Source organism: Mycobacteriales bacterium (genome assembly GCA_036497565.1).
Classification (GTDB): Bacteria; Actinomycetota; Actinomycetes; order Mycobacteriales; family QHCD01; genus DASXJE01.
The window spans coordinates 1-3,408 of sequence record DASXJE010000303.1 but is presented as its reverse complement, the minus strand read 5'-3'; the positions used below and the strand labels follow the sequence as shown (position 1 = coordinate 3,408).

Below are 3,408 nucleotides of genomic sequence, written 5' to 3'. Positions count from 1 at the left end.
GTGCGGGGTCACCGTGCCGGCCTCGAGCGCCAGTGCCGGCCGGGTGCAGCTCCGGGCGATGGGCGGCCCCCCGCCGTGGTGCCGCAGGGTCTGGATACCGCCCGCGACGGCCAGGAGCACGAGGAAGACCAGCAGCCAGATTGTCGGCCGCCGGTAGCGCGGCTGGTCGTCGCGGGCCAGGGCCTGCTCGTTGCCGATATCGCGGTCGATGGACCGCTGGTGCCGCTTGTTGGCCGCGACCAGCTCGGGGTCGCGACCCCGACTCCGGCGCGGAGGCATGCTCACCGGCTCAGTCTGTCATTCGGGCGGTGCCTGCATCGACCGCTGGAGCAGCTGGGCGACGTCGAGCACCTGCACGTCCTCCCGGGCCTCACCCGACGCCTGCTTGGCGGTGACCGCGTCCGAGAGCATCACCAGGCAGTAGGGGCAGGCGGTGGACACCACGTCCGGGTCGAGTCCGAGGGCCTCGTCGACCCGCTCGACGTTGATCCGCTTCCCGATCCGTTCCTCCATCCACATCCGCGCACCACCGGCGCCGCAGCAGAAGCCGCGCTCCTTGCACCGGTGCATCTCCTGGCTGGTCAGCCCGGGGATTCCCTCGAGGACGTCCCGCGGCGGTGTGTAGACCTTGTTGTGCCGGCCGAGGTAGCACGGGTCGTGGTAGGTCACCGAGGCGTCGACCGGCTGCACCGGGGTCAGGCGGCCCTCGGCGACCAGCCGGGCGAGCAGCTGGGTGTGGTGTACGACGTCGTACTCGGCGCCGAGCTGCGGGTATTCGTTGGCGATGGTGTTGAAGCAGTGCGGGCAGGTCGCGACGATCTTCTTCGGCTTGGCCTCGGCGAGCGTCTCGACGTTCTGCTGGGCCAGCATCTGGTAGACGAATTCGTTGCCCAGCCGGCGGGCCGGGTCGCCGGTGCAGTTTTCCGCCGACCCGAGGATGGCGAACTCGACCCCCGCGGTGTGCAGGAGTTCGGCGACGGCGCGGGTGGTCCGCTTCGCCCGGTCCTCGAGCGCCCCGGCGCAGCCGACCCAGAAGAGGTACTCGACGTCGTCGGGGATCTCGCCCTCCACCCGGCGTACGTCGAAGGACAACCCCTCGGTCCACTCCTCACGGGCGGTGGCGTTCATGCCCCAGGGGTTTCCCTTGTTCTCCAGGTTCTTCAGCATCACCCCCGCCTCGGACGGGAACGACGACTCGATCAGCACCTGGTAGCGGCGCATGTCGACGATGTGGTCGACGTGCTCGATGTCGACCGGGCACTGCTCGACGCACGCGCCGCACGTGGTGCACGACCAGAGCACGTCGGGGTCGATGACCCCGCCCTCCTCCGCGGTGCCGACGAGCGGGCGGACGGCCTGCTCGGGCCCGGAGCCCGTCACCCGGGCGAACCCCGACTCGGGCACGTGCGGCGCGCCGTCGGCGGTGATCTCGACCGAGCCCTCTTCCGGCCGCGGCTTTTCGTCCAGCAGGTACGGCGCCTTGGCGAAGAGGTGATCCCGCAGGTCCATGATCACCAGCTTGGGTGACAGCGGCTTGCCGGTGTTCCAGGCCGGGCACTGGCTCTGGCAGCGGCCGCACTCGGTGCAGGTCGCGAAGTCGAGCATCCCCTTCCAGGTGAAGTCCTCCACCGCGCCGCGGCCGAAGACGTCGTCCTCGCCCGGGTCCTCGAAGTCGATAGGCGTCCCCTTGGACTCCATCGGCAGCAGCGGGCCGAGCGCGTCCGGCAGCCGCTTGGTGCTGACGTTGAGCGGCGCGATCCCGATGTGCAGGTGCTTGGAGTAGAGGACGAAGACCAGGAAGCCCACGACGACCGCGATCTGGGCGAGGATGAACGTCGTCTCCAGGACGCCGTTGACCGTCGTACCCAGCGGATGCAGGGCTTTGCCGACCAGCCAGGACGCGAACGGCCAGCGGCTCCCGCCGTAGGGGAAGTGCCCGGTCGCGGCCTGCGCGCCGCGATAGAGCAGCAGGGTCACGATCACCGCGGTGATCATCGCGAGGACACCCCAGGCGGCGCCCGTGTGGGAGCCGTAGAAGCGCGACTCCCGCTGACGGCGCTCCGGCGCCTGCCGCACCCGGATGGTCGCGAAGACCGCGACGGCGACCAGTACGGCGACCGCGAAGAAGTCCTCGAGGAAGCCCAGCGCCCGGCCCCGACCGAACCACCAGAAGGCGAAGTCGCGGCTGAACAGCGCGCCGTAGGCCTCGACGATCGTGAGGGACAGGATGACGAAGCCCCAGAAGGTGAAGAAGTGCGCCGCACCGGGCACGGACCACTTCAGCAGCCGCTCCTGGCCGAACACCTCGCCGACCTGAGCGCGGAGGCGGGCCGGCAGGTCGTCGGTCCGGCCGTGCTGCGGCTGGCCGGACCGGATCAGGCGGTACAACCACCAGGCGCGGCGGCCGGCCACCGCGAACGCGATCACCGTCAGGGCGAGGCCGATGGCGAGGCGAATGACCACGGTCAGTCCGGCGGGCAGGTCGGCATGCCCGGCACGCTACCGCCGGTGCGGGCCCGACCCCCGCTGCCCCCGGCCGAAACGCACTACTAGTGCGCCTGTTCGGCGGCCCGGGTCGCGGCGCAACAGGAGAATGGGCCGGGTGACCGACTACCCGGCTCGGCCCAAGGGCTGGTCCACGGTCGGTCGGCGGACCGTCGGGCCGTTCACGGTCGGGATGTCCTACCGGCGACCCGACGGACGGATCGTCAGGTGGTCGTCGCGCGCCCACCGCAAGCACTTCTCCCGGTTGTCCCGGCCCGCGGCGCTGCACGAGGGCGTCCTCTGGGCGCCGCACCGGGCGTCGTGGTGGATCGGCGTGCTGTTCGCGATCGGTTCGCTGTGCTTCCTCATCGCGCCGCTGCCCGCGTTTGTCCGGCTGGTCGGCGAGCAGGCTGACGGCGCCGTCTTCTTCGTCGGCTCACTGTTCTTCACCAGCGCGGCGGCGCTGCAGTGGCTCGAGACGATCAACGCCGACGCCGGGCCCGGCGCCGGTCACAAGCGCCGAATCCGGCTGGTCACCTGGGAGCCGCGGCGGGTCGACTGGTGGAGCAGCGTCGTTCAGCTCCTGGGCACGCTCTTCTTCAACGTCACGACCCTGCGGGCGTTGACGACCGCGGTCTCCTCGTCGAGCTACAACCAGCACGTCTGGCGACCCGACCTGTTCGGGTCGGTCTGCTTTCTCGTCTCCGGCTACCTCGCGTACGTCGAGGTCACCGGCGGCCTGCTGCGCCGCCGTCCCCGGCGCACGCTGGAGACCGGGATCGTCGGGGTCAATCTCCTGGGCTGCGTGTGCTTCATGGTCGCCGGGGTGGCGTCGTATGTCATCCCGTCCAGCACCGGCGTCGTGAGCGTGACGGCGGTCAACGTCGGCACCTCGCTCGGAGCCCTCTGCTTCCTGGTCGGCGC

At 70.7% G+C, this 3,408-nt stretch carries 3 protein-coding genes; 1 reads left to right on the top strand and 2 read right to left on the bottom strand.

Annotation, left to right across the window (positions count from 1 at the left end):
• Together VGH85_23245 and VGH85_23240 are read right to left on the bottom strand one after the other, a co-directional pair.
• Positions 1-285 (bottom strand): hypothetical protein (locus VGH85_23245; GenBank protein HEY2176737.1); only part of this gene is annotated, 285 nt, incomplete at its 3' end.
• 12 nt (positions 286-297) lie between these two features.
• Entirely contained in the window at positions 298-2,463 is a 2,166-nt protein-coding gene (locus VGH85_23240) for a (Fe-S)-binding protein (GenBank protein ID HEY2176736.1), read from the bottom strand.
• 139 nt (positions 2,464-2,602) lie between these two features.
• On the opposite strand from VGH85_23240, the gene VGH85_23235 reads away from it, so the two are divergent.
• A partial coding sequence (locus VGH85_23235) for a hypothetical protein (protein ID HEY2176735.1) occupies positions 2,603-3,408 on the top strand: 806 nt, incomplete at its 3' end.